Source organism: Plantactinospora sp. WMMB334, assembly GCF_049179095.1.
Lineage (GTDB): Bacteria > Actinomycetota > Actinomycetes > Mycobacteriales > Micromonosporaceae > Plantactinospora.
The window spans coordinates 183,893-209,148 of record NZ_JBMHME010000002.1 but is presented as its reverse complement, the minus strand read 5'-3'; the positions used below and the strand labels follow the sequence as shown (position 1 = coordinate 209,148).

At 70.9% G+C, this 25,256-nt stretch carries 19 protein-coding genes, 1 pseudogene and 4 riboswitches; of the genes and pseudogenes, 8 read left to right on the top strand and 12 right to left on the bottom strand.

Going from position 1 to position 25,256, the window contains the following annotated elements:
• The first annotated feature begins 159 nt into the window (after positions 1-159).
• The 3 genes from ACN27G_RS01015 to ACN27G_RS01005 all read left to right on the top strand — a co-directional run bounded on the left by ACN27G_RS01015 (position 160) and on the right by ACN27G_RS01005 (position 3,509).
• Positions 160-624 (top strand): winged helix-turn-helix domain-containing protein, encoded by a 465-nt coding sequence (locus ACN27G_RS01015; RefSeq protein WP_421490883.1) that lies wholly within the window; start codon positions 160-162, stop codon positions 622-624.
• A 726-nt stretch (positions 625-1,350) separates the two neighbouring features.
• Complete coding sequence (locus tag ACN27G_RS01010; protein ID WP_421490882.1) at positions 1,351-2,229, top strand: reverse transcriptase domain-containing protein; 879 nt, start codon at positions 1,351-1,353, stop codon at positions 2,227-2,229.
• The gene (locus ACN27G_RS01005) at positions 2,226-3,509 is read left to right on the top strand and encodes an IS256 family transposase (RefSeq protein ID WP_421490881.1); all 1,284 of its coding nucleotides are present in this window, start codon (positions 2,226-2,228) and stop codon (positions 3,507-3,509) included. Before ACN27G_RS01010 ends, ACN27G_RS01005 begins: the two co-directional genes overlap by 4 nt.
• 42 nt (positions 3,510-3,551) lie before the next feature.
• On the opposite strand, the pseudogene ACN27G_RS01000 reads toward ACN27G_RS01005, so the two are convergent.
• The 11 genes and pseudogenes from ACN27G_RS01000 to ACN27G_RS00950 form a co-directional block, all read right to left on the bottom strand.
• A pseudogene (locus tag ACN27G_RS01000) lies at positions 3,552-4,187 on the bottom strand (ribonucleotide-diphosphate reductase subunit beta); the annotation flags it as partial.
• Complete coding sequence (locus tag ACN27G_RS00995; protein ID WP_421490880.1) at positions 4,184-6,574, bottom strand: ribonucleoside-diphosphate reductase subunit alpha; 2,391 nt, start codon at positions 6,572-6,574, stop codon at positions 4,184-4,186. The pseudogene ACN27G_RS01000 and the gene ACN27G_RS00995, both read right to left, overlap by 4 nt.
• A gap of 130 nt (positions 6,575-6,704) precedes the next feature.
• Positions 6,705-6,912, bottom strand: a riboswitch (cobalamin riboswitch).
• 338 nt (positions 6,913-7,250) lie between these two features.
• Positions 7,251-7,694: a hypothetical protein gene (locus ACN27G_RS00990; protein WP_421497194.1), complete on the bottom strand. Its 444-nt coding sequence runs from the start codon at positions 7,692-7,694 to the stop codon at positions 7,251-7,253.
• Between the two features lie 53 nt (positions 7,695-7,747).
• Positions 7,748-8,791, bottom strand: coding sequence for a peptidase (locus ACN27G_RS00985; protein ID WP_421490879.1), 1,044 nt, complete (start codon positions 8,789-8,791; stop codon positions 7,748-7,750).
• 85 nt (positions 8,792-8,876) lie between these two features.
• Positions 8,877-8,991: riboswitch (cobalamin riboswitch) on the bottom strand.
• A gap of 187 nt (positions 8,992-9,178) precedes the next feature.
• A complete protein-coding gene (locus ACN27G_RS00980; protein WP_421490878.1) occupies positions 9,179-9,820 on the bottom strand; it encodes a LysE family translocator in 642 nt (213 codons plus the stop codon).
• Positions 9,817-10,326: an acyl-CoA thioesterase gene (locus tag ACN27G_RS00975; protein WP_421490877.1), complete on the bottom strand. Its 510-nt coding sequence runs from the start codon at positions 10,324-10,326 to the stop codon at positions 9,817-9,819. Before ACN27G_RS00975 ends, ACN27G_RS00980 begins: the two co-directional genes overlap by 4 nt.
• Before the next feature lie 139 nt (positions 10,327-10,465).
• Positions 10,466-10,685: riboswitch (cobalamin riboswitch) on the bottom strand.
• Between the two features lie 165 nt (positions 10,686-10,850).
• Positions 10,851-11,654 carry an ECF transporter S component gene (locus tag ACN27G_RS00970; RefSeq protein ID WP_421490876.1) on the bottom strand — a complete coding sequence of 268 codons (804 nt, stop codon included), beginning with the start codon at positions 11,652-11,654 and terminating at the stop codon, positions 10,851-10,853.
• The gene (locus ACN27G_RS00965) at positions 11,651-13,270 is read right to left on the bottom strand and encodes an ABC transporter ATP-binding protein (RefSeq protein WP_421490875.1); all 1,620 of its coding nucleotides are present in this window, start codon (positions 13,268-13,270) and stop codon (positions 11,651-11,653) included. Before ACN27G_RS00965 ends, ACN27G_RS00970 begins: the two co-directional genes overlap by 4 nt.
• Entirely contained in the window at positions 13,267-14,403 is a 1,137-nt protein-coding gene (locus ACN27G_RS00960; RefSeq protein ID WP_421490874.1) for a CbiQ family ECF transporter T component, read from the bottom strand. Before ACN27G_RS00960 ends, ACN27G_RS00965 begins: the two co-directional genes overlap by 4 nt.
• 46 nt (positions 14,404-14,449) lie before the next feature.
• Positions 14,450-15,415: a hypothetical protein gene (locus tag ACN27G_RS00955; protein ID WP_421490873.1), complete on the bottom strand. Its 966-nt coding sequence runs from the start codon at positions 15,413-15,415 to the stop codon at positions 14,450-14,452.
• Positions 15,412-18,117, bottom strand: coding sequence for a prenyltransferase/squalene oxidase repeat-containing protein (locus tag ACN27G_RS00950; RefSeq protein WP_421490872.1), 2,706 nt, complete (start codon positions 18,115-18,117; stop codon positions 15,412-15,414). Before ACN27G_RS00950 ends, ACN27G_RS00955 begins: the two co-directional genes overlap by 4 nt.
• Before the next feature lie 263 nt (positions 18,118-18,380).
• Positions 18,381-18,513: riboswitch (cobalamin riboswitch) on the top strand.
• A 115-nt stretch (positions 18,514-18,628) separates the two neighbouring features.
• Here ACN27G_RS00950 and ACN27G_RS00945 point away from each other — a divergent pair.
• The 5 genes from ACN27G_RS00945 to ACN27G_RS00925 all read left to right on the top strand — a co-directional run bounded on the left by ACN27G_RS00945 (position 18,629) and on the right by ACN27G_RS00925 (position 22,597).
• Complete coding sequence (locus ACN27G_RS00945; protein ID WP_421490871.1) at positions 18,629-20,029, top strand: hypothetical protein; 1,401 nt, start codon at positions 18,629-18,631, stop codon at positions 20,027-20,029.
• A gap of 139 nt (positions 20,030-20,168) precedes the next feature.
• Positions 20,169-20,900 carry a helical backbone metal receptor gene (locus ACN27G_RS00940; protein ID WP_421490870.1) on the top strand — a complete coding sequence of 244 codons (732 nt, stop codon included), beginning with the start codon at positions 20,169-20,171 and terminating at the stop codon, positions 20,898-20,900.
• Between the two features lie 289 nt (positions 20,901-21,189).
• On the top strand, positions 21,190-21,498 hold the full coding sequence (locus ACN27G_RS00935) for a GTP-binding protein (protein WP_421490869.1): 309 nt from the start codon (positions 21,190-21,192) through the stop codon (positions 21,496-21,498).
• Between the two features lie 10 nt (positions 21,499-21,508).
• Positions 21,509-22,021 carry a MarR family winged helix-turn-helix transcriptional regulator gene (locus ACN27G_RS00930; protein WP_421490868.1) on the top strand — a complete coding sequence of 171 codons (513 nt, stop codon included), beginning with the start codon at positions 21,509-21,511 and terminating at the stop codon, positions 22,019-22,021.
• A gap of 105 nt (positions 22,022-22,126) precedes the next feature.
• Positions 22,127-22,597, top strand: a complete 471-nt coding sequence (locus ACN27G_RS00925) for a Fur family transcriptional regulator (RefSeq protein WP_421490867.1) — start codon at positions 22,127-22,129, stop codon at positions 22,595-22,597.
• Here the strand turns inward: ACN27G_RS00925 and alaS are convergent.
• On the bottom strand, positions 22,585-25,254 hold the full coding sequence (alaS, locus tag ACN27G_RS00920; protein ID WP_421490866.1) for an alanine--tRNA ligase: 2,670 nt from the start codon (positions 25,252-25,254) through the stop codon (positions 22,585-22,587). The genes ACN27G_RS00925 and alaS overlap by 13 nt on opposite strands.
• Positions 25,255-25,256: the final 2 nt, after the last annotated feature.

Genomic DNA, 25,256 nt, shown 5'->3' with positions numbered 1-25,256 from the left:
GGCCGTAAGGCACGCGCCGCCCACGCTGTGGGCCAGTCGCCGACGGGGACGTCAAGGCTGCTACAGAGGTTGAAAGCCTGACGTCCCTCGGCGTGTCTGCGTGATCTGGGTCGATGGGTTCGGTAGGCCGGAGGTATGAGGTATCCGGCTGGTGGTGGCATGAACGCGGCAGCCCGGGTCCGGCGTGAGAAGGTCCGGATCGAGGCCGCGACCATGTTCGAAGAGTCCAAACCGACCGCGCAGATCGCTTCTGAGCTGCGAGTTTCCGAGAAGTCTGTCCGTGAATGGCGACGTAGATGGGTAGCTGGCGGAACGAACGCCCTGGCGTCGGCCGGCCCGGGTGGCTCAGACTGCAAACTCTCCGTCGACCAGCGCGAAGAACTCGCGGGGATGCTTGACGAAGGTCCTTGCGCCCACGGCTGGGCGGACGCCCGCTGGACCCTGGCCCGGGTCGCCGAGGTCATCGAACGCCGCTTCGCGGTCGGTTACACCCTGCGCGGGGTGTCCTATCTGCTGCACCGCATGGGCTACAGCCAGCAGGTACCGACCCGCCAGGCGGTCGAACGTGACCCCGAGGCGATCGCGAGCTGGCACCGGCGGCGGTGGCCGTCGGTAAGAGGTTAGCGGCGGCGCGGAACGCCTGGATCTGCTTCCAGTTGCGCCGTGAGGCGCTGTGGTTCGAGTGGGGGTGAGAGACCTTCACCGCTGACCTGTCGTAGCAGGTGGGTGGAGCTGGGGGCAGTCTGACCCGGGTGGTGCTGGGGAGGGTGGGAGCGGCCCTGACAAAGCCGGGACGTGTCGGTACTGCCAGACGGTGCGGGTTCGGCGAGCGGGTTGGAGAGGAGTACGCGAGGAACCGGCGTCTTTACGTCTCTTAACGATTACACCGGCTCGAAACCTGGCGGATCTGGGCCGGATGCGGTGCGCACCCACCCTCGGCGGGTGGGGAACTCCTTGGCCGGTATCTCGAAGCCGGCCGGGAGGCCACGGGGAAGGTCTACGGCGTACCCGTGGCGATGCCGCAGGGACACAGTCGGGCTCCTCCTCCAACGAGCGAATCGCAGTGAACACGGGAACCGCCTGGTCGGGGTCCCTGCGGCGGGCGGCCAGTCCGCAGGCCTGGGATAGGCGCATCGACCGCTGAACGGGCCGGGTGGGGCGGAGCCGCCGTAGTACTCCGAGCCGGGGAGAGCCCGCGCGCATGGGGAAGGGCGGCAGCGGTATCGAGAAGGGAAGGACGCTGCAATGCCGGAAGACGCGCCGCCGAATGGCGGTGCTCCGATCGAGGTGGCTCTCACGGGACCGCATCGGCGGGTATCGGAGATGCAGGCCAAGCTTCACCGTTGGGCGGTGGCCGATCCCGGCCGCCGGTTCGACGATCTGTTCAACCTCGTGCACGACCCGGCGACGCTGATCGTGGCGTTCGAACGGGTCGCTGGCAACCGGGGCGCCGGCACTGCGGGCGTGGACGGCCTGACGGCCGCCGTGGTCGAGGATGTGATCGGTGTTCCCGGGTTCCTGGACGACCTACGCGTCCGTCTCAAGGCGGGTGTGTTCCGGCCGCTACCGGTGCGGGAGAAGCGGATCCCCAAGCCGGGCGGTTCGGGAAAGGTGCGGCGGTTGGGGATTCCCACCATCGCCGACCGGGTGGTCCAGGCCGCGTTGAAACTGGTGCTGGAGCCGATCGTCGAGGCCGACTTCAAGCCGGTCTCCTACGGGTTCCGGCCCAAACGGCGGGCCCAGGACGCGATCGCCGAGATCCACTTCTACGGCAGCCACGGATACCGGTGGGTGCTGGACGCGGACATCGCCGCGTGCTTCGACGAGATCGACCACGTGGCGCTGATGGACCGCGTCCGGAAGCGGGTCAAGGACAAACGGGTGCTGGCGCTGGTCAAGGCGTTCCTGAAGGCCGGGCTCCTGACGGAACTCGGCGAGATCGAGGACACCTGGACCGGCACGCCGCAAGGGGGCATCCTCTCCCCACTGCTGGCCAACATCGCCCTGTCGGCGCTCGATGAGCACCTGCACCGGGCATGGGACAGCGGCGGTGAGTTGTCCACCAGTTCCCGACGCGAACAACGCCGGGCCAAGGACCTGCCCTCGTGGCGACTGGTCCGCTACGCGGACGACTTCGTCGTCATGGTCAACGGGACCAGGCAGGACACCGAAGCACGGGTGTGTACAACTAACGGCGGATCTGCTGATCAAGGGAGATGCGCCAGATGACGACCGAGACCACCATCGAGCAGGAGCCGGCAGGCGGGTCGGTGGATGCGGCCACGGATGAGCAGTTGATCGCGCTGCTGGTGGACCGGGCACGCGGTGAGGGGCTGAAGCTGACCGGTGAGGGCGGCCTGCTGCAGCAGCTGACCAAGCGGGTTCTGGAGTCCGCTCTGGAGGGCGAGATCACCGACCACGTCGGCTACGACAAGCATGATCCGGCGGGCAAGGGCACCGGGAACTCCCGTAACGGCACCCGGGCGAAGACGGTGCTGACCGATGTTGGTCCGGTCGAGGTGCGGGTTCCGCGGGACGTCGCGGGGACGTTCGAGCCGCAGATTGTGCGCAAGCGCCAGCGCAGGTTGTCCGGGGTGGATGAGCTCGTGTTGTCGTTGTCGGCCCGGGGGCTGACGCACGGGGAGATCGCCGCGCACCTGGCCGAGGTGTACGGCGCCGAGGTGTCGAAGCAGACGATCTCGACGATCACGGACAAGGTCGTCGACGGGATGGCCGAGTGGCAGAACAGGCCCCTCGACTCGGTCTACCCGGTCGTGTTCATCGATGCGATCAACGTGAAGATCCGGGATGGGAAGGTTGCGAACCGGCCCGTCTACCTGGCGATGGCGGTCACCGTCGACGGACATCGTGACATCCTCGGCCTGTGGGCCGGCGACGGCGGCGAGGGCGCCAAGCACTGGTTGCACGTGCTCACCGAGCTGAAGAACCGCGGCGTCGCTGATGTGCTCATGCTCGTCTGCGACGGACTCAAGGGCCTACCCGAAGCGGTCGAGGCGGTATGGCCGCGCACCATCGTGCAGACCTGTGTGATCCACCTGCTGCGTAACTCGTTCCGCTACGCGGCCCGACAGGACTGGGAGAAGATCGCCAAAGCGCTCAAGCCGGTCTACACCGCGCCCACGGAGGACGCGGCGACGGAGCGGTTCCTGGAGTTCGCCGAGGCCTGGGGCCGGAAGTACCCGGCGATCGTGAAGCTGTGGGAGAACGCCTGGGCCGAGTTCGTACCGTTCCTCGCCTTCGACGTCGAGATCCGCAAGGTCATCTGCTCCACCAACGCGATCGAGTCCGTCAACGCCCGCATCCGCAAGGCCGTCCGCGCCCGCGGACACTTCCCCAACGAACAGGCCGCGCTCAAGTGTGTGTACATGGCGCTGATGAGCCTCGACCCCACCGGCAACGGCCGCCGCCGGTGGACCATGCGCTGGAAAGCACCTCTCAACGCGTTCCAGATCGCCTTCGAGGGCCGGCTCACCCCGGCCAACCACTGACCATTTCAAAAACCAAGATCAGCCGTTAACTTGACACTCCCCTCCCCGGGAGCGCAGGAAGTAGACGTACGCGAAGGCGCCGTAGAAGAAGAGTCCCTCGATGCAGGCGGCGAAGCAGATCAGGTTGAGCAGGAACGCCCGACGGTCCTCGCGGCTGCGCAACTCCCGCAGTTCGAAGATCGAGTCGATCCACTTGAAGCAGAATTCGGCCTTGCGGGCAATCGAGGGGATGTTCTCCACGGCCGCGAACGCCTCGAACCGTTCCTTCTCGTCCGGGACGTAGGTGTCGAGCAGGTTCAGGTAGAACTGAACGTGCACCGCCTCCTCGAACAGTTGCCGGGAGAGATAGAGGCGGCCTTCCGGGGAGTTGACGTGCTGGTAGAGGTTGAGCACGAGGTTGTTGGCGACGATGGTGTCGCCGGTGGCGAAGAACGCGACCAGCCGGGAGACCAGGTGCTGCTCCGCCGGGGAGAGCCGGGCCAGGTCGGCGAGGTCGGAGTGCAGGTCGACCTCCTCCACGGTCCAGGTGTTCTTGATCGCGTCCTTGAACCGGTCGAAGAACTGCGGATAGCGCATCGGGCGCAGCGTCAGGTCCATGCCCGGGTCGAGCAGCAGGTGCCGCTCACCAGAGCTGGTGCCGGTGCTGGCGGTGGTGCGGGTTTCGGACGTGGTGGTCACTGGCAGGCCTCGCAGCTTTCGGGGTTTTCCAGGGAACAGGCCAACGCCTCGTCGTCGCTGACCGCGACGACCGGCTTGACGACCGGGGTGACGGCGACGGTGGCCTGCTGGATCCGGGTCGCGGGACGCGACCGCAGGTAGTAGGTGGTCTTCAGCCCGGACTTCCAGGCGTACAGGTACATCGAGGAGAGCTTGCCGATCGTCGGCGCGCTCATGAACAGGTTCAACGACTGCGACTGGTCGATGTACGGGGCACGGGCGGCGGCCAGGTCGACCAGGGCCCGCTGCGGCAGCTCCCACGCCGTGCGGAACAGCTCCCGTACGTCGCCGGGAAGGTCGGTGATGCCCTGTACGGAGCCCTCCGCGCGCTTGATCTGCTCGCGGATCGCGGCGGTCCACAGCCCTCGTGACTTCAGCTCCCGCACCAGGTAGGTGTTGATCTGGAGGAACTCCCCGGACATCGTCTCGCGCTTGAACAGGTTGGAGACCTGCGGCTCGATGCACTCGTAGCAGCCGGCGATCGACGCGATCGTCGCCGTCGGCGCGATCGCCACCAACAGCGAGTTGCGCAGGCCGTGCGCGGCGATCGCGGACCGCAGCGCGGCCCACCGCTCCACCTGGGCGAGTTCGGCACCCCACAGGTCCGGGTGCAACTCGCCCCGCGCCGCGCGCGTCTCGGCGTACGCCGGATGCGGGCCGAACCGCTCGGCCAGCCCGGCCGAGGTCTCCAGCGCGGTCAGGAAGATCTCTTCCTGTACCCGGGTCGACAGCTCTCGCGCCTGCGGTGAGTCGAACGGCAGGCGCAGCGTGAAGAACGCGTCCTGCAACCCCATCAGCCCGAGCCCGACCGGTCGCCAGCGGGGGTTCGACGCCGCCGCCTGCTCCGCCGGGTAGTAGTTGATGTCGATCACCCGGTCCAGGAACACCACCGCCGTGCGGACCGTCTCCCGCAGCCTCTCCCAGTCCACGCCGTCCGCGGCGACGTGCGCGCCCAGGTTGACCGACCCCAGGTTGCACACCGCCGTCTCGGCGTCGCTGTTCACCTCCAGGATCTCTGTGCACAGGTTGGACAGGTGGATCGTGTTGCCCGGCGCGCCGGTCTGGTTGGAGAGCCGGTTCGAGGCGTCCTTGAACGTCATCCACCCGTTGCCGGTCTGTGCCAGCGTGCGCATCATCCGCCCGTACAGGTCCCGGGCCTTCACCGTCCGGACGGCCTTCTTCTCCGCCGCCCGGTACGCCTCGTCGAACGCCTCCCCGAACAGGTCGGGCAGCTCCGGCGCGTCGGACGGGTCGATCAACGACCAGTCCCCGTCCGCCTCCACCCGGCGCATGAACTCGTCCGGAATCCAGTTCGCCAGGTTGAGGTTGTGGGTACGCCTGGCGTCCTCGCCGGTGTTGTCCCGCAGTTCCAGGAACTCCTCGACGTCCGGGTGCCACGGCTCCAGGTAGACGCAGGCCGCGCCCTTGCGCCGACCACCCTGGTTCACCGCCGCCACCCCGGCGTCGAGCGTCTTCAGGAACGGGACGATCCCGTTCGACCTGCCGTTGGTGCCCCGGATCAACGCGCCGCGACCACGGACCCGCGACCAGGAGATGCCGATCCCGCCGGAGAACTTCGACAGCTTCGCGACCTGGTGGTAGCGCTCGTAGATCGAATCCAGCTCGTCGCGCGGCGAGTCGACCAGGAAACACGACGACATCTGGGTGTGCCGGGTGCCGGAGTTGAACAGCGTCGGCGAACTCGGCAGGTACGCCAGCGACGACATCAGCCGGTAGAAGCCGATCGCCTCACCGGGCGTCTGCGACAGGCCGCAGGCGACCCGCAGCAGCCAGTACTGCGGCGTCTCCACCACCAGCCGCGACTCCGGATGCCGCAACAGATACCGGTCCGCGACCGTACGCAGACCGAAGTACTCGAACCGCCGATCACCATCCGGGTCGACAGCGTCGTCGAGCTTGCGGGCGTTGCGGGCCACGAACGCGGCCGTCTCGTCCCCGATCAACCCCAGACCGTGCGCGTACCGGATCGACTGGCTGAAGCTCGCCACCCCCTGACCGCGGACCTCCTTGTCCACGTACGCGGCCAGCAGCCGCGCCGCCAGCTTCGAGTACTGCGGCTCCTCGCCGATCAACTCGGCCGCCGTCTGGATCGACAACTTGTCCAACTCGGCCGTGGTCGCCCCGTCGTACAACCCGCTGATCGTCTTCGTCGCCACCCGCAGCGGATCCACCTCGTCCAGGTCGGCGACCCACCGCTCCACCGCCCTGACGATCTTGTTGACGTCCACCGGCTCGGTATCGCCGTTACGCTTACAAACCCGCATCACATGCCGGCGCTGCTCCGGCACCGCCTGGTCCGGTGCAACCTGCTCTCGCGTCGCGGTCATGTCCCCCTCCTCACGCCTGTCAAAGAGGTCGACGGGCGCACGGGAGGACGCCACCGGTCACCCTCGGCATTCCTGCCGCGGTCCGGCTGATGGCGTCGGCCGTCCCGCGCGGCCTTCGACCGCCGCACGCGACGCGTGCGGCGCGCTGGCAGGTCTTCGGACTCGCGGGCGTCGTACTCGTCCCTACTGGCCGTCGCTTCCCAAACCCGAGGGTCCAGTGCTTCGTTGACGGCGGTCGTTCCCACTCACCGCTGCGGGGCAGTCCCGGATTCCCACCGGGTTCCCTCTTGCCTCGACCACCATGGATTGACAGTCGAACCAGCTGCGGACAACACCATATATGGGCACGACGAAAGGAGGAAACACCAGATACTGTGTCGGGCGTGTCACGGTGCAGGATTTGCGGCCCGACTTCCCCAGCGCCATGGGAGTCGGGCGCGCGCCAACGGCGACGCGGACGGGTCGGCCGCAGGCCGGTGACCGATCAGGGCGGTACCCCACGTGGCCCGGTCGTCCCCTGGTCCTTGACCCGCCATAGCGGCAGGAACCCGTCGACGATGACCGTCCGCCGACCGAGCGTCGTGCCGGATTCCCACCCCGTCTTGGTCCGAGGCATCGCATGGTGGTGGCATGCCTGGCCGGCCACCGGCACGGCGGTCGGCCAGGCGGGCCGAGGTCACGGTGGGGAAATCGAGGGTGCCTGGCCGGATCCGAATCGCCAGCCTTCGACGGTGCCCTGGGCGGGGTTGTAGCTGGTGGCGCCGAGGGTGCTGTAGGACCAGGTGCCGCCGGGTGGGGCGTGCCAGTAGGACCAGTAGGCGCTGGCCGGGGGTGTGTTGACGCACGGTTCGGCGGCCGGTGTCGGTCGTCCGTTGATGCGGCAGATGAACGCGAGACCCCAGCGTTGGGTGCCGGTGACGGTGTAGCCGGCGCCTTGCAGGGCGGCCAGGCCGGTGGGTGGGTCGCCGAGGTAGCAGGCGGTCTGCACGCCGAGGCCGAACGCGGTGAAGTCGACGACGACGGTGACCCCGGTGCCGGGGCTGCACGCGGCGGCGTGCGCCGGGCGGGGCGTCGGGTCGGCGGCGACCAGCCCGGCCGCGACGACGATGATGGCGATCAGTGCGGCGATGTGGCGGCGGATCGGGATAGGCACTGGTGAACCTCCCATGGTGGTCATCGGTGCGGACACGCCAGGGTCGGGGCGGCCGGGTGGGAGCCGGCGGCGGACAGGGTGGCGAAGCCGCTGCCCGCCAGTCCGGGGACGGCTTGGGCGGTGGCGCGGGTCGCGGTGGTGGCGTCGTACCCGCCGTCGGTGTAGGCGATCGCGCCTCGGTTCACCGCGGGCGCGGTGCAGGTTTGCTGGAGACTGCTCAGGAACTGGCGGGCGTGCAGCCACGGCACGACCCGGCCGGCGGTGCGGAGCGCCTGCGCGGCCAGTCCGGTGCTGTTGGCGTTGGCCACCCCGTTCGCGGTGAACGACCCGTCGTCGGCCTGTACGGAGACCAGCCATCGAGCCGCCGCCTGGGCGACGAGGGGACGGTCGGCGGCGAGGAGTGCCTGGATCGCCAGTGCGGTGGCGTCCACGTCGCTGACGCAGGTGGCCTGGGCGAGTAGCAGGGGGAAGCCGCCGTCGGGGCAGCGGGCGCCGGCCAGGAAGGCCACCGCCGCCGCCGGGGGTGCTCCGCCCGCCCGGTCGAGTGCCAGCACCGCGAAGGACTGGCTGAACATGTTGCTGAAGTCGCCGAAGGCGGACCGGTCGGTGAACCTACCGGTTGGTGCCATCAGGGTGTGGAGGCGGGCGATCAGGTCGACACCGCCGAACGCTGCCGGATTCAGGCCGCGGACCTGTGCGCCGAGGGCGAGTTTGGCGGTCGCTCCGGCGTACGCCTCGGTGCCGTCGCCTATGTAGCCGGTGGTGACCGCCGGTTGCGCCAACCAGGCGGTGGCGTTGCTGGCGTTCGTGTCGGCGACTTTCGCGGCGGCGAAGGCGAAGATCGCGTCGAGGGTGAGTCCCTGGTCGGGGTAGGCGACGCCGTCGAAGACGACTTCGAACCGTTCGCCGTCGACCATCTGGCGGGCGAGCCATCCTGCGGCGGCGTCGACACGGTTGAGGGTGGATTGTGCGGCGGCCGGTGCAGCGACAGCCACAGACAGGGTGAGGGTGGCGAGTACGCCGGTGAGGAGGGTGCGGGTGCGGTGCCGGAGGAGGGCGGCCATCAATCGGTGCCTTTCCGGCCCGACGGTCGACGCGACCCGGGACCGCTCCCGGGCGGCTCCGACCCGTGGGCCACGACGGGTGGTGGAACCTTGCGGTACGTCGATGGGTACTCGGGCTCGCGGCGTATGTTCGCCGCCTACCGTTGCGGGCCAGCGCCGGCTTGTACCGGACTTCCCCCATCGACGCACAGGTATCACGATGTTGCAGTCAGTGTGGCCATCCGGGCTCGTGTCGTCAACGGCCGTCCTGCTGAGACTCTCCGGACATGCGACCCTCCGGGCAGCCGAAGTCACGGATCTGCCTGTGCGGGCACGCTCTTCGGCTGGCCGCTCGTACTGGCGCCCTGTCGGCGGTTGTCGGGGCGCCGACGTGGGTCGTCGGGCGGGTTATCCGATGGCGAGGTGTACACCGATGCCGAAGAAGGCCACGGCGCTGATTCGATGCAGCAGGCGGGCGGGCCGGCCGGTGGTCAGTCTGCCGGCAAGTCGGCCGGTGACCAGCCCGAGTGCGATGTCGACGGCGAGTTGTACGGCGACGAAGACGGCGCCCAGGACCAGGAACTGGGCGGTGACGTGGCCTCGGTTCAGGTCGACGAACTGGGGCAGGAACGCGATCGTAAAGAGGATCATCTTCGGGTTGAGCAGGTTGGTCAGCAGGCCACGACCGGCCGCCTTGACCAGACCGATCGTTGCCGGCGCCGCGTCCTGCCGGGCGGTCGGGGGATTCGCCGGTCGGCGCAGGGCCAGCAGCCCGAGGGTGATCAGGTAGGCGGCTCCGGCGTACCGGATCGTCGCGTACAGGGTCGGTGAGTTGGCGATCACGACCGAGAGCCCGGCGATCGCGACGGCCACATGGATGATCTCGCCGACGGCGACGCCGGCCGCGGCGGCGACGCTGGCCCGGGCGCCGTAGCGGACGGCGTTGGCCAGCACGTACAGCATGTCCGGGCCGGGGGTGAGCATGAACAGGGTGATCACGGCGAGGTAGCCGACGAGGGTTCCGGCCGGCACGTACCCGAACTCGCTCATGCCAGGCCGGCCTGGCTGGCGAGGGCGCGGCGCAGTGTCAGGCGGTGCTCGCGGCGGATCTGCGCCTCCTGGTAGCGGCGGCGGTCATCGTCAGTTTCCGGCAGTAGTGCGGGGACCGGTCGTGGTTGTCCGTTGTCGTCGACGGCGACCATCACCAGGTGGGCGGTGGCGACGAGGGTGGGTGGGACGGCGCGGTCCCACCGGTCGGCGGTGACGGTGACGGCGATCTCCATCGAGGACCGGCCGGCCCAGGTGATCCGGGCCTCGACGTGCACGACGTCGCCGACGCGTACCGCCTGGAGGAAGGCGGTTTCGTCGATGGCGGCGGTGACGGCCGGGCCTTCGGAGTGGCGGGCGGCGACCACGCCGGCGACGGCGTCGATCAGGTTCAGGATCCGGCCGCCGTGCACGGTGCCCATCAGGTTGGTGTGGTGCTGGTCCATGATCTGCGACAGGGTCAGCTGCGATGCGGACGGTGGGCGGTTGGGCAGAATCGTGTCGCGCACGGGTTGTCCCCCGAAGGTGGTCGTGACCTGTGGCAGGAAGGACAGACCACACCGACCGTCGGGCGCCGTGGTAGGCGGTACCGGACGGGTACGCGGTCCGCCCGGCCCACCCGCGAGGCCGGCGGCAGCACACACCCGGTCGGTGTGTGCGGCGCGGGCAGGTCTTCGGACTCGCGGGCACGTCCGGACCAGGGTCCGGTCTCCTACTGGCCGTCGCTTCCCGGGCGCGGGTGCGCCCAGTGCCGTTGACGGCGGTCGTTCCTGCTCACCGCTGCGGGGCAGTCCCGGATTCTCACCGGGTTCCCTCTTACGACGCCCCGCCTGCACGGGCGGGGCGAACCAGCGCTGACGCCGATGATAGCCGCCGCCGTCCCACGTTGTGGGCTTCGGAAGGGGCCTCCAGCGCGGGGTGTGCGGATCGTCTCACCAGCGCGGCGCCGACGGCGGCGAGTACGCCGTCATCCCCTGCGGGTCGCAACGGCCGGGCCGCCTGACCGGCGGCTCGGGCGAGACAGTCACCGCGCTCACCGGTCGGCGCCCTGCCGGGTGTGTTCGAAGGTCGGTGTGGTGTGGAAGTTCGCCCGGCGGGCGGCGCGGCGGAAGGCGCCGAGGACGGCCGGGCCGGTGAGGGTGACGAGGATGGCGGTGGTGACGGCGCGGCCGGTATCCCAGCCGAGTGAGGTGACGGTGAAGAAGGCGAAGTACCGCTGGAACTGTTCGAGCAGCGGCAGTCCGGGTTGGTAGGCGATGGAGCTGTCGGGGTCGAGGGAGAACGGCCAGAAGGACAGGTTGAGCATGAAGCCGAAGAGGTAGCCGCTGACCGCCGAGTACCCGGCCAGCAGCGCGATCTCCGCCTTGCCATTTGCTTTGGGTAGTAGGCCGGCGAGCATGCCGACCCAGGCGCAGCCGAACATCTGGTACGGCATCCACGGTCCGACGCCGCCGGTGAGGAGGGCGGAGGCGAACAGGGAGGTGCAGCCGAGCGCGAACCCGAATCCGGGGCCGAAGACCCGTCCGGCGAGGACGAGGACGAAGAAGACGGTTTCGATTCCGGCGGTGCCGGCGCCGAGGGGCCGTAGGGCGGCGTTGATCGCGGAGAGGACGCCGAGCATGGCGAGGGCTTTGGCGTCGATGCGTCGGTCGGCGATCTCGGCGAATACTACGGCGAGGACGAGGACGAGCAGGGCGCCGAACATCAGCGGTGGTGTTTCGGCGGCGCCGAACGTGCCGGGGGCGACGACGAACGGCCACAGGAAGGCGACGAGGCCGACGAACGACGCCATCACGATCGTCGCGGTCGCCCGGGCCGGGACCTGTACGGCGGTCACGGCTGCGCCTGGGGTGTGTCGAGGGCGGCGGCGACCTGGCCGACGGTGAGGTACGGCAGCGGGGCGAGGATCTTCGCGACCTGCGGGGCGAAGGTCGGCGAGGCGGTGAGGACCGTCGGGGCGGGGCCGTCGGTGACGACGTCGCCGCCGGCCATCACCACGACCCGGTCGGCGGCGGCGGTGGCGAACTCGACGTCGTGGGTGGCCACGACGATGGCGTGTCGTTGCCCAGCGAGTTGGTTCAGGGTGCGGACCAGGGCGGCTTTGGCGGTGTAGTCGAGTCCTCGGGTCGGTTCGTCGAGCAGCACCACCCGGGGTGTGACGGCCAGTTGGATGGCCAGGACCAGCGCCAACTGCTGCCCGGCGGAGAGGTCCCGGGGGTGCTCGGTGTCGGCGATGCCGGCAGCGAGGTCGTCGAGTAGCCGCCGGGCGGTTCCGGGGGTGGCGCCGTCACGGTCGGCCTGGTCGAGCTCGGCGCCGACGGTGTCGAGGTAGAGCAGGTCGGTGGCGGTCTGCGGCACCAGCCCGACCAGCCGACGGGCCTCGACCGGGGTGACCCTGGCCGGGTCGGAACCACCCGTGCGGATCGTGCCGCCGGCGCGGCGGCCGGCGCCCTGCAACGCCCACAGCAGGGACGACTTGCCCGACCCGTTACGGCCCATCAACGCCACCACCTCACCGGCGTGCAGGTCGAGGGTGGCGCCGCGAACGGCGACGACCGGCCCGTGCCGGACCACCACTCCCCTGGCGGTCAGCGCCACCTCGCCGTCGGCGCATGCGGGACGGTGTGGGACCGATGGTGTGGTGGGTAGCCGCTGCCGCAGGGTGGGAGTGTGTCGGCGGGCGTCGCGGACGGACAGCGGTGGCGGTGCCCACCCGGCGAGGCGGCCGAGGTGCACGATCGGTGGGGCGACGGTGCTGTCGGCAAGGAGGGTGGCCGGGTCGCCGTAACGGGCGGTGCCGTCGCCGTCGAGGCGGATGAGGCGGTCGGCGTACGGGATGACGCGTTCGAGGCGGTGTTCGGCGAGGACGACGGTGATCCCGAGGTCGTGCACGAGGCGGGTGATGGTGGCGAGGACGTCCTCGGCGCTGGTCGGGTCGAGCGCCGAGGTGGGTTCGTCGAGGACGAGCACCCGGGGATGGGCGGTGAGGGCGGCGCCGATCGCGACCCGCTGCTGCTGTCCGCCGGACAGCTCGTGCAGGCCCCGGTGGCGCAGGTCGGCGAGGCCGAGCAGGTCGAGGGTCTCCTCGACCCGGGTCCGCATCACCGTCGGGGTGAGGGCGAGTTGTTCCATGCCGTAGGCGAGTTCCTCCTCGACGGTGTCGGTGACGAACCCGGCGACCGGATCCTGCCCGACGACGCCGACGAGTTCGGCGAACTCGCGCGGTGGGTGCTCGGCGGTGGACCGGTCGGCGACGGTGACCCGGCCGGCGAGGGTGCCGCCGGTGAAGTGCGGGACGAGGCCGTTGATCGCGCCGAGGAGGGTCGACTTGCCGGATCCGGTGTGCCCGACGACCAGGCACAGTTCACCCTCGTCGATGGTGAGCGTGACGTCGCGCAGCGCCGGTCGGCCGGTGCCGGCGTAGGTGATGCTGACGTGGTCGAAGCGAATCACGAATGGGCTCCGGCGGCGGGAACGGCGATCGGTCTGGGCCGTGGTGGTGGGGGTGCGGCGAACGCGGCGAGCGCCGCGAGCAGGATCGCGGCGGTGGGAAGCAGGGGCAGGGTCGGCCACGCCAGCGGGTACAGGCCGGGGTTCAGCTCGGCGGGGTCGTAGCCGGTCCCGGCAGTGAGGACGACGGCGGTGACAATGCCGCAGCCGGCGACGACCCATTCCGGCCACTGCCAGGGGTCGGGGCGGTAGCGGCTGCGGGAGACCCGCCGCCCGCCGACGGCCAGGCCGGTGACGCTCAGGACGATGCCGGTGGCCAGGGCGCCGAGGCTGACGGGGCGGGGCACGCTCGGGTCGAGCAGGCCGTAGACGCCGACGCACAGCCCGGCCATGCCGGTGAGCATCAGGGCTCCGGTGAGGCGCCGGGAGGTGCGGGTGGCGGTGCCGGTGCGGCCGTAGCCTCGGGAGTCCATCGCGGCGGCCAGCCGCAGGGACCGGTCCAGGGCGTCGTGCAGCACCGGCAGCGCGATCGCGCGTACCGCCCGCAGCCCTCGGGAGCGGCCGGCGCGAAGCCGGCGGGCCCGGGCGACCCGCTGCACGCTCTCCACGAGTTGCGGTGCGACGCTGAGCGCGACGGTGACGGCCACGCCGAGTTCGTAGAGGGCGCCGGGCAGCACCTTCAGGGCACGTTTCGGGTTGGCGAGGCTGTTCGCGGCGCCGATGCAGCAGAGGAGGCAGGCCAACCGGAGCCCGTCCAGCGCGGCGGAGAGGGTGGCCTCCAGCGACACCGGGCCGCCGATCTGGATTCCGGCATACCAGTCCGGGGTCGGCACATGCGGCAGCCGGAACAGGATGTGGTCCTCGGGGGTGACGCCGGTGGCGAAGACAATCCGGAACACGACCCGGATGACGATGACCGACAGCGCGAGGATCAGGTAGTAGTGGAACGCCCGGGCCCAGGGTGCGTCGGTACGCCGGGCGGTGACCACGAAGCCGAGTACGGCGAAGACGAGGGCCAGCAGCAGCGGGTTGCTGGTGCGGCTGGCCGCGGTGGCCAGGGCGAGTGCCCACAGCCACCAGGCGACCGGATGCAGCCCTCGGGGCAGCCGCGCGGCGCGCAGGCCCGCCGTGTTCACGCCGGACCGGGGGCCGCGCCCGGACGCGCGCTGCACCGAGCGCGGATCACGGTGCCGGCTCCTCCGGTGGCATGGTGTCGAGGCTTGTACGCCGCCGACGCCAGCCGAGTACCGCGCCGCCGATCCCGAGCAGCGCGAGTACGACCACGGTGATCAGCAGCGGGCCGGCCGAGCCACGGTCGGCGGGTGCCGCCTGGGTGGGGACGGCGTCGACGACCGTCGGAGCGCTGCTGCCACCGGTCGCCCCCGCACCGGCGTCCGACGCCGCCGGGCTCGGCGAGCCGGACGGCAGATCCGTGGCGGATGGGGTCACGCCGGGAACGCCGCTCGGACCAGTCGGCACCGGCACCGTGCCGGGAACGCCGTCGGCCGTCGCGGGGGGTGGCGCGGGTGCCTCCTGCACCGGAGGTGGGTTGCCGCCGGGAGCGGGCCGGCTGGTCGTCGGGGCCGGAGCCGGTGGCGCGTTCGGGACCGGGGCGGTGTTGTGGGCCCGGACGCTGTCCGGGCTGAACGTCGGCCGGCCCTTGGTACCGCCGATGTCGGTTCCCCCGAAGATCCACAAATCGACACTTCCCGGCCTCGGTTTGTAGCTCATCGCCCCGAGCTGGCTGTACTCCCACGTGTTCGCGCCAGGGTCGGCATGCCAGTACGACCAGTACGCGGACGCCGGCGGAGTCAGCACACACCGCTCCTCGCTCGGCGGCGGATACTGGGTGCCGTTGCGGAAGCCGGAGTACCCGATCCGGCAGATGAACGCCGGCCCGTCGTGTCCGGTGCCGGCAGTCTTCCAACCGCCCTGGTTGAGCAGTTGGTAGCCGGTCGTCGGGGTGGTGCCGCAGGAGCGCAGCAGCGGACCGCCCCACCGGCTGAAGTCGACGGCGAGGATCACCCCGGATCGGGTGGTGCACTGGCCCAACGGCAGCGGCGCCGCGTACGTGGCCGCCGGGGCGATGACGGCCGCCGCCTGCACCACGGCCAACGCGGCGACGGCGGCGCCGATACGGCGGATCATGACCGGCCTGCCGTGTCGGTGGTGGTCCGGCGGCGGCGGGCGAGGACGAGCAGGACCACACCGGCGATGATCAGGACGAGCGCGCCGAGGGTCAGCGAGACGATCGACCCGCCGGTCACCGGCATCGCGTCCGGCGGCGGCGTCGCGCTCGGTTCGCTGGATACCGACGGTGACGGGGTTGGTGAGGTCGACGGGGTTGGTGAGGTCGACGGGGACGGGGTTGGCGTCGGGGAGGGGTCGAGGCCGTGGACGTCGCGTAGCAGGGTGCCGAACGAGATGCCGGTGGCCCCGCCGACGACCTGGGTCGAGGCGCGAACGTCGGAGCCTGCCTGCCCGTCGGCCGCGACGTTGAACCCACCGTCGGGGTTCTGCTGCCCGGCCAGGAACGCCAGTGCCTTACCGATCTGGGTGCTGTAGGTCCCGCGCCGCAGCGTCATCCCCTGGATCGCCAATGCGGTGGAGTTGGTGGAGATACCGGCCGCGCCGGGGAACCCGCCGTCGGCCTGCTGCTGGCTGGCCAGCCAGCCGAGGGCCTTGTCAGCGGCGGTGGCAGCGTCGGGGTCGTCGGGGAGCATCGCCAGGGCCATCGCGGCCATCGCCGTACTGTCGACCTCGTCACCGCTGCCCTCGGCCGGGATCAGACTCGGGAACGCGCCGTTGGCCCGCTGGAGACTCTTGAGGAACTCGATCGGGGCGGCGGCGTCCTGCGTCCGCCCGGCCCGCAGTTGCGCGATGATGCCCAGGACCTGCGCGAACACCGACGGGGCATTGCGGTAGTTCCCGGCGGCGGCGCAGCCGGTCGCCGGATCGGCCGTGGTGCAGGTGATGTCGTGCAGGGCGGTGATCAGGTCGTGGCCGCCGAAGGTGGCCGGGTCGTAGCCGGTGACCTGGGCGAGGAGCGCGACCTTGCCGATCGCGCCGCCGGACGGAAACTCGGTGCCGATCCCCAGCCAACTGTCGACGGTGAACTCACTCTCGCCCACCTTGCCGCCGCTGCTTATGAAATCGGTGATCGCTCGCAGCTTGGCGTCGTCGAGGCCGGCGGCGGCCAGCGCGAACGCGCCGTCGATCGTCAGCCCGAACTCCGGAAAGCCGGGGAACGATTCGTAGTAGCGTCCGTCGACGAGCTGCGCCGGTGCGACGAGCCACGCCACACCCTTGGCCAGATCCGGGGTCGGGCCCTGCGGCGGCTCCCCACCGAGCGGATGCGTCAAGGTGGCGAGATTCTGCCCGGCCAGGGTCGGCAGCGCGCCCGAGGTCGCGACCAGGTCCGACTCGGGCACCGTCGCATCCGGGCTCAGGCCGCCGTCGGCGGCCGTCCGGGCGGCGAGGAAACCGCGCGCCGCCGCGACCGGCTCCGCAGCCCCGACCGCGAGCAGCCCCTGCGCCGCCATCGCGGTGGTGTAGCTGTCCGACGCCCCGGCACCGACGTAGGGCAGGTAGCCGCCGTCGGCCTGCTGCGTCCCCGTCAGGTACGCCTTCGCGGCCGTGACCTCGCTATCGTGCCCGCCGAGTACGGACAGGGCGAGCAGTGCCGCACCGGTGTTCGCCGGGTCCGATGTGCACGGGTCACCGGGCGCGATCAGCGAGTCGGCGAACCCACCCCCGGCGCACTGCCACCGCAACAGCCGCTCGACCGTGGCCGCCGGTGGAGTCACCCCGGCGCGGCGCAGGGCGAGCAGCGCGAACGCGTGCGTCACCGGGGCGTACGAGCCGGCGAAGTCCCCGGCCGCGGTGCAGCCCGCGCCGGCGTCGGCCGCCGTACACACCCGATCGGTGAGCACCGCCAACAGGTCTCGACCGCCGACGGCACGCGGGTCGCCGCCGGTGATGGTGACCAGGAGCGCGAGGTTGGCCGCGTTGAACTGGTTGGGCAGCCCGTCGGCACCGTCGGGGAGGACCGCCGCCTCCACGTGCGCGGCAAGGTAGTCGCGCATCTTCGTCAGGGTCGGGTCCTGCCCGCCTGCGGCGGCGAGCGCCGTCGCGACCACGATGCTGCGGGTGTGGTCGACGAACTGCCCATCCTGGTTGTAGACATGGTCACCGTCGGTCAGCTTCCCGACCAGGTAGGACGAGGCGGCGGTGATCTGCGCCTCGGTCGGCGGGGCGCCCGGCCCGCCGGGACCGGCAGTCGGGGAGACGGTCGGAGACGGCGTAGGGCCGGCGGCTCGGACCTCGTCCGGGGTGAAGGTCGGCCTTCCTGTCGTACCACCGATGTCGGTGCCGCCGTAGACCCACGCCTGCACCTCCCCCGGCCCGGGCACCTTCGCCATCGCGCCGAGCGGGCTGTACGTCCACCCGTCCTGCCCCGGCGGGGCGTACCAGTACGACCAGTACGCGGTCGCGGGCGGGGTGAGCTGGCACGCCTCCTGCGCCGGCGTCGGATACTGCGTACCACCGTCGAAAGCAGCGTTACCGATCCGGCAGATGAAGCCCGGCCCGTCGTGTGCCGTGCCGGCCGTGGTGAACCCGGCCTCGTGCAACAGGTCGAAGCCGGTCGTCGGGGTCGCGTCGCAGCCCCGCAGCACCTGACCCTCCCACGGACGGAAGTCGACGGCGACCATCGCGCCGCTGCTGGGCGTGCACGCCTCGATCGGATCGGCGGCGGCGGCCGTCGACACCGCCACCGCGGTGACGCCGAGGGTGAGCAGTGCGACGGCGGCGGCCCAGAGGCGGGACCATCGGCGGGTGAGGGACGGCATGGACGACTCTTCCAGGGGTGTGAGCGGCGTAGACGCGGCCGCCGCCCCGGTGCCTTTCCCGGTGCGGTACCCGCATCGTGACCTCGACGACGCTGACGCATCTCCAGCCAGGTAATCCGACTCGTCCCGACGGTGCGGGACCTACGGCTGCGGGCCAGTGCCGGGATTCGACCGGCTTCCCCTGGGTGCTGGAGCACTCCATCGCAACACAGTGGTCTCGCCAGCGTCAATCGCCCGCCGATGTCGGCTGGGTAACAGCGCGACGTCGATCGTTGTCGTAGCGTCACCGCCGTCGACGCGTGGGGGAACCCGGTCACAAGTCCGGGGCTGACGCGCAACGGTAGGGGTGCGACTTCGCGCCCGAGCCCGAACACCCACGCGGCGATGTACCAGCTGCGGTATCCGTCCCACGCGCCCATGGGTCCGGCCCCGCCTCGCTGTCCGCTGCCCGTCACCGTCCGGTCCGGGGTGCGGTTCGGGGCCGAGTCGCGCCCCGACCTGGAGGAACCCGATGCGCCGCAAGCGCCCTGCTCTCACCCTGGCCGCGCTGGCCGCCACCGCGCTGGTCGTGGCAGTTGCCACGCCGGCCGCCGCGACCTCCACCCCGGCCCAGATCACCACCGCCCGCAACAACGGCGTCGCCTACCTCAAGACCCTGCAAGCCCCGGACGGCAGCTACGCCGGCGCCGGCCTGTCCCTGGAGTGGGCGTTCAGCGCCTTCGCCGCCGCCGGCACCCACCCGGTCGACGTGTACCCGGCCGGCGACCCCAGCAAGAACGCCCGCACCGCGTACCAGACCCACCTGGCCGCCGTCTCCTGGCCCGGCGGCTCACCGGTCGTCACCGACTACGAACGCGGCATCCTCAACGCCTACGCCGCCGGCATCGACCCCGCCCGGGTCTCCGCCTCCCGCAACCTCGTCGCCGACGTCGTCGGCTACTGGCAGACCGGCACCGCCGGCTACTACGGGCCACCGGCGAACTTCAACGGCACCGTCTTCGCGGTCCTCGCCCTCGCCGGGGCCAGGACCCAGGCCGGTAGCGCCCGGATCCCGCAGCGGCTGCTCGACCTGTCGGTCACCCGGATCCGCAACAACCAGCACAATGACGGCGGCTGGAACTACAGCCAGGCCGAGGGCAACCCGTCCCAGCTCACCGCGCCCAGTGACATCGACATGACCGGCGCCGCCATGGCCGCCCTCTGCGCGGCCGGAGTCCCGAACACCGACACCGACGTGGTCCAGGCGAAGACATTCCTCAAGGGCAAACTCGTCAACACCACCGGCGCGTTCAACTCCATGTTCGGGGCCAACACCGACTCCAACGGCTGGGCCGTCTCCGGCCTCAACGCCTGCGGCATCCCCAGTCAGGGCGCCGACTTCACCACCCCCGCCGGGCGCACCCCGATCGACTTCCTCCGCGCCCAGCAACTGTCCAGCGGCGGCTTCAAGTACCTGCCGTCGGACACCAGCCCCTCCGGGTACGCCTCCGTCGACGCCGTCCGCGCCCTCGGCGGCGGCGGATTCACTGCCGCACCGCCCACCCCGGTCACGGCCGGCGCTCCGAGATGGGTCGCGGCGAGCGGATTCACCGCCGGCGCCCCGGCGAAGATCACCCTCGTCGTCGACAACGGCACCACCGTCCTGCCCTGCGCGGTCACCCTCACCCCGACCGCCGCCACCACGACGCTCGGCACCGTCCTGACCGCCGCCGCGACCAGCGCCGCTCCCGCCGGCTGCGTCACCGCCGTCACCCCCAGCTCAGGCACCGGCACGATCACCGCGATCAACGGACTCGCCAACGCCGGCACCACCACCTGGAAGATGTCCCGCGACGGCGGCAGCCCGACAAGCGCCACCCGCGGCGGAACCATCACCGTCGGCGACGTCGTCTACCTGCGTTACGGTTCGTGACCTGACCCCTCACCGCCGCCCGCTCCTGCGGTAGCTCTTTGAACGCCCTCTACCGCTGGTGCCGCGAGCCCCGCTCCGGGCGTGGGCTCGCGGCACCGGCCAGAATAGGCCCGCTCCAGCGCGGACAGGAGGAACAGCGATGCGAGTGGTGTCCCTGGTCCCGTCGCTGACCGAAGCCGTCGCGGCCACCCTGCCCGGCCTCCTCGTCGGCGCCACCGACTACTGCACCCACCCCGCCGACCTGGACGTGCCCCGCGTCGGCGGCAGCAAGTACCCGGATCTCGACCGCATTTTCGCCCTGCACCCCGACGTCGTACTCATGAACGTCGAGGAGAACCAGCGCTCCGACGCCGAAGCGATCGAGGCGGCCGGGGTACGTGTCCGGCTCACCTACCCCCGCACCGTCGACCAGGCGCTCGACGAACTCGCCGACCTGCTGCGAGACCTCGGCACCGGTCAGGAGCCCGAGTGGCTGGCACAGGCCCGCGCCGCCTGGGCCGCCGTCACCCCGGCCATCCCGCCACGCACCGTCATCGTTCCGGTCTGGCGGCGCCCCTGGATCGTTGCCGGGGGCGACACCTTCACCTCCGACGTGCTACTCCGGCTCGGCCTACGCAACCTCTACGCCGACACCTCCGACCGGTACCCTCGGCCGACACTCGACGACCTACGCGCCGCAGCACCCGACCTGGTCGTACTGCCCGACGAGCCCTACCCGTTCTCCCCCGCCGACGGCCCCGAGGCATTCCCCGACGCCCCCTGCGCCCTGGTCTCCGGACGGCACCTGACCTGGTACGGCCCCTCACTCGCCGAAGCACCCCGACTGCTGACCGCCCAGCTCACCCGGCCGGCCCGCAAAGCCCCGCACTGATTGCTTCGCGGCGGTCCGGTCACGGCTCGGCATTCGTCACGGTCCAGCCATCCGCGTGACCGACCCTGGTGCTGGCCGACCGGCTCGCGGTCGACGCCGCTCGCGACGAACGATCACATGCGAGTGGATTGCATATGCCGATATGGTGCAGCAGTGCCGAGCGCCGGGTCGGTCGACTCGATCCGTCGCCTACGTGCACGTCCATCGCGACTGCCCGACAGGTCCGCTCGGGCCGGGCAGCCTCACTCGACGACTTCTCAGCCCAGCTGCGGAAAGAGGCCGAAAGCCGATGACTGTCGACGCAGAACCGCTCGGGCGCCCGAGCGCCCTACCGCACGAGCACGAACCCGACGAGGTGCCGCACAGCCATCCCGATGCAGGGGTCGACCCGCACGCGCCGCTGCGTGCCGGCCTGCGGGCGTTGCGGGTCGGTATCGGCGGTCCGGTCGGCGCCGGTAAGACGGCGCTGGTCGCCACGCTCTGCCGCACGCTGGCCGGTGAATGGCGGCTCGCGGTGGTTGCCAACGACAACGGTGCCACCGAGGCCGCCGCCTGGATTCGTAGCCACATGCGCCGGTCAGACCGGCACACCGGTTGAGGCCCCAGGCATGAATGACGACGAGCGCGATCTGATCTCGTTGCTGCGTCTCGCCGACGATGCCTGCGAGCGCCACCGCGCGGAAGTGCTCGACCGGGCCGGGTGTCCCGACCTCAACCGCGCGCTCATACCGATCCTGCGGAAGCTGATCAAAGGCGACGCCTCGGTCGGTGCTCTGGCCGCCGAGATGAGGATCCCGATGGGAGAGGCGGCGCGACGGGTGAATGCGCTGGAGGCGCGCGGTTACGTTCGGCGGTGCGGCCCGGCTGGCGACATACGGCACCGGGTGCTTCGCATCACGGCGGCCGGTCGTACCGCGACCGAGATCGACCGGCAGCTTGAGGCGGACCTGGAACGACAGGTCGTCGCCCGGCTCGGCGCATCGGCTCTCGACATCGCGCGGCAGGTGTTCGCCGCCATCATCGGCGAGACCGGTACGGCCGACGACGGCCTCGGGCAGCACCCTGCGAAGGAACGTGCCCGGGTCAGCGCGCATCCGCATCCACGGCGCCCCCGCCCGTGACACGGACAGGGATCGCCGTGAATTCGCCGGGGCAGGGACGCTTGACGCAGGTCACGATGGGTGGGAGTTGCGTACCGGGGCGTCATAGCGACTAGGTTCGGGGTCGTGGAGGTCGACGGTGTCGCGCGGGCGGCGAGGACGTGGGAGGTTCTTACGGCTGCCGGGGTGCGGCGGACGCTGGCGCGGACCATGGTGGTCGACGTGCTCGCCAACGCGTCCGGGCATCTGTCGGTCGGCGCCATCCACCAGCGGGTCAGCGCGGCCCGGCCGGAGGTGAACGTGTCGACGGTGCACCGTACCGTCGCGGCGTTGACGGAGTTGGGTGTGGTGCACCCGTTGCCGTGGCCAGGTGAGGCGTTGTACGGGCTCAACGAGCGGCCGCACGTGCACGCGGTCTGTGACCGGTGCGGGTCGCATTCCGAGATCCAGGCCGCCGCGCTCGCGTCGGCGGTCGCCGAGGCGCAGCGGTGCAGCGAGTTCGATCTCGGCGGTACGGGGCTGGCGCTGTTCGGCCGCTGTCCGAGGTGCGCCGCCGGCAGCGGCCCGGAACCGCCGGCAAGGCGTCAGGCCCGCTGACGCGCGTCGGTCAGCAGATCGGCGACCGCGGCCAAGGTCGTCGAGGCGTCGACGGCCGGCGCGCTGCCTTGGGCGAGGGCGTCGGACCCGCCGCCCCGGACGCCGGGCAGCGCCTTGACCAGGTCGGCCGCGGACGCGCCCAGGGCGTGCGCCTTGGGGTTGACGGCGACGACGATCCGGGCGCCGTCGACGACGGCGACCACGCCGGGCCGGTCGGCCGGTAGTGCGTCACGGACCAGTTCGGCGAGTTGTCGCGGATCGGCGCCTGCCGTTTCGGTCGCCGCCACGTAGTTGTAGCCGCCGATCGACGCCGGTTTGCCGGCCAGCCGGGTGGCCTGGGCTTCGAGGAGTTGGCGTTGTAGGCGGTCGGCGTGCTGTTCGGCGGCCTTGGCCCGGCCGACGAGCGCGGCGACCCGGTCGGGTAGTTCGTCGCGGGGTGCGCGGAGCTGCTCGGCGAGCTGGCTGACCAGATCGCGTTCGCGGGCCAGGTACTGGAACGCTTCGAGACCGGTGACGGCCTCGATGCGGCGTTGTCCGGCGCCGACCGAGGTCTCGGCGGTGACGGCGAGCACGCCGATCTGCGCCGAGCTGGTCACGTGGGTGCCGCCGCACAGTTCGCGGGACCAGTTGCCGCCGATCTCGACGACCCGGACGGTCTCGTCGTAGGTCTCGCCGAACAGCGCCAGCGCGCCGGCCTTGCGGGCGTCGGGCAGGGACAGGTGGTGGGCGGTGACCGGGAGGTCGGCGCGGATGGCGCTGTTGGCGACCTCTTCGATCTCGCTGCGGGTCGCGGCGGACAGGGAGCCGCGCCAGGGGAAGTCGAGGCGCAGGTAGCCGGGCCGGTTGTAGGAGCCGGACTGCAACGCGGTCGGACCGAGGACCTGCCGCAGTGCGGCGTGCACGACGTGGGTGCCGGAGTGGGCCTGTCGGGCCCCGGTGCGCCAGTCGGGGTCGACGACGGCCTGCACCCGGTCGTCGACGGTGATGACGCCGTCGACGATCCGCACCTGGTGGGCGATGAGCCCCTTGACGGGTCGCTGCACGTCGATGACCTCGGCGGTGCCGGCCGGCCCGATGATGACCCCGGCGTCGGCGGCCTGGCCGCCGGATTCGGCGTAGAAGGGTGTCCGGTCCAGGAAGACGGTGACGATGTCGCCTTCGCTGACGGCCGGCACCGGGCCGTACGGGCCGAGCAGATCCAGCACCCGGGACTCGGTCTGTAGCGTTTCGTAGGCGAGCCATTCCGTGGGTCCGTAGGCGTCGAGCACGGTGCGGTACGCCGACAGGTCGACGTGGCCGGTCTTGCGGGCCTGCGCGTCGGCCTTGGCCCGAGCCCGCTGGTCGGCCATCAGCCGGCGGAACCCGTCCTGGTCCACCGACAGGCCCTGCTCGGCGGCGATCTCCAGAGTCAGGTCGATCGGGAAGCCGTACGTGTCGTGCAGTTGGAACGCCTTGTCGCCGGAGAGCTTCGCCCCACCCGCCGAACGGGTCTCCGCGATCGCGGTGTCCAGGATCGTCGTACCGGCCCGCAGGGTGGACAGGAACGCGTCCTCCTCCGCGTACGCGTACTGCGAGATCCGGTCGAACTCGGTGGCCAGCTCGGGGTAGGACGGGGACATGCAGTCCCTCGCCACCGGCAGCAGCTCGGGCAACGCCCGCTCCTGCCAGCCGAGCAGCCGCATCGCCCGGATCGCCCGCCGCATGATCCGACGCAACACATAACCCCGACCCTCGTTCGCCGGGGTCACCCCGTCACCGATCAACATCAACGCGGTCCGGACGTGGTCGGCGACCACCCGCAGCCGTACGTCGTCCGGATGCGACTCGCTCGCCGCGTGCCCCGACTTCGCCCCGTAGCGCCGGCCGGTCAGCTCGGCCGCCCGGTCCAGGATCGGCCGCACCTCGTCGATCTCGTACAGGTTGTCGACGCCCTGCAGGATCGCCGCCATCCGCTCCAGGCCCATGCCGGTGTCGATGTTGCGCGCCGGCAGGTCACCCAGGATCGGGAAGTTCTCCTTGTCGGTCCCCGGACCCCGCTCGAACTGCATGAAGACCAGGTTCCAGAACTCCAGGTACCGGTCCTCGTCGACCGCCGGACCACCCTCCCGGCCGTACGCCGGACCCCGGTCGTAGTAGATCTCCGAACACGGCCCGCACGGCCCCGGGATCCCCATCGACCAGAAGTTGTCCGCCTTGCCCCGCCGGACGATCCGCTCCGCCGGCACCCCGATCTTGCGCCACAGCGCCTCGGCCTCGTCGTCGTCCAGATAGACCGTCGGCCAGATCCGCTCCGGGTCCAGCCCGAAACCACCGTCCGCGACCGGCTTGGTGACCAGGTCCCAGGCGAGCGAGATCGCGCCGGACTTGAAATAGTCACCGAACGAGAAGTTCCCGTTCATCTGGAAGAACGTGCCGTGCCGGCTGGTCTTGCCGACCTCGTCGATGTCCGGCGTACGGATGCACTTCTGCACCGAGACCGCCCGCCGGAACGGCGGCGTCTGCTGGCCCAGGAAATACGGCACGAACTGCACCATGCCGGCATTGACGAACAACAGGTTCGGGTCGTCGATCGCCGGCAGCGGAGCGGACGGCACCACCGTGTGCCCGTTGGCCTCGAAATGCGCCAGGTAGCGCCGCTTGACTTCCGCCGTCTGCACCC